This window comes from Pedobacter sp. 01N416 (assembly GCF_056399685.1).
This window is the reverse complement of record NZ_JBFTRT010000861.1, coordinates 1-1,375: the sequence shown is the minus strand read 5'-3', so window position 1 is coordinate 1,375 and position 1,375 is coordinate 1. Positions and strand designations below refer to the sequence as shown.

The 1,375-nt window shown below is 35.6% G+C and carries 2 protein-coding genes; both read left to right on the top strand.

The window, feature by feature from the left end; genetic code table 11:
- Positions 1 to 725: GNAT family N-acetyltransferase (locus AC1DND_RS27940; protein WP_477586121.1), on the top strand; the 725-nt coding region annotated here is incomplete at its 5' end.
- Positions 726 to 1,064: 339 nt separating this feature from the next.
- The coding region (locus AC1DND_RS27935; protein ID WP_477586119.1) for a GNAT family N-acetyltransferase at positions 1,065 to 1,375 on the top strand (311 nt) is incomplete at its 3' end.

The following is a 1,375-nucleotide window of genomic DNA, read 5'->3' as shown; positions in this document are numbered from 1 at the left end:
CTTTCCGAGAGGTTGGTGAAGGAACCAACAAAAAAATCGATCTCGACAATTACGACATCTACTATAACCACTTATTTATTTGGGATAAGGATTTAGAAAATATTGTAGGTGCTTACCGGATTGGTAAAGGTGATGAGATTTTAGAAAGCATGGGCCGCCGTGGATTCTACCTATCAGAACTGTTTAAAATGAAAGATCAATTCTACCCAATGTTGAGACAGGGAATCGAGCTGGGCAGATCGTGGATCAGAAAAGAATACCAGGGCAAACCACTTCCATTATTTTTGCTTTGGAAAGGAATTTTAAAATACCTGATCGATAACCCACAGTATCGCTACATGTTTGGACCGGTAAGTATCAGCAACAACTTCTCTAAATTTAGCAAGGCCTTAATTGTAGATTACATTACAAAAAACCATTTCGATTATGAGATGGCAAAATATGTGAAGCCAAGAAACAAGTTTAAAGCTGATCTTTTACCAATTTCTACAGATACATTGGTTGATAGCAGCGAGTCTTTTAAAGATCTGGATAGCATTATCGGCGATATCGAAAACTCGCATATTAAGATTCCGGTATTGTTGAGGCAGTATATGAACCTGAATGCGAAGATTATCTCATTTAATATCGATCCTAAATTTTCCGATTGTTTAGACGGCTTCTTAGTGGTTGATACGCATAATATTCCACCAGAAATGCTCGAAAAGCTCGGCAAGAATCTATAAACGAATTCCATAAAAAAACCCAGACATCCATCTGGGTTTTTTATTATCAACTAACCTAAACTTTATAAATACTAACCAAATATTTATGCCACAAAAGTAGGTTTACCCTGTTAAATTGGTGTTAATGAAATATTATTTATAGAATTTTCTTCCTTACAATTTCTTAATCGATTAATACGCTGTTGTTCATATTATTCCATTATCTTTAGGTACTCTGTATGAGCTATGATAAACATTCTTCTTCGTGAGAACCGAATGTTTCCCGCCCTTATATTTAGCTCAAATAAAAAATCATTTATCAAGTTGCTTCCCTAATGGAATCGATTTTGAACTATAATTATGACAGTCATTTCTAAAGAGAATTTTTCAAAGGCAACAGGCATTTGTAACATTCCAATCCCTGGCCTTGCTTCCTTTTTAATGAGGTTCTTGAAGATTAACGACTTCAATGGAATTATTAGAGATGCGAATACCTTAGAAGGAGAAAAATTTGCCAATCATATTCTGGATGTTCTGGGCGTTACCATTCAGATCACTGATGAGGATTTAGCCAACATTCCTAAAGAAGGTGCATTTATTGCGATTGCAAACCACCCCTACGGTGCTATAGAATCATTGGCATTATTAAGTACTCTTGCCAATTACCGACC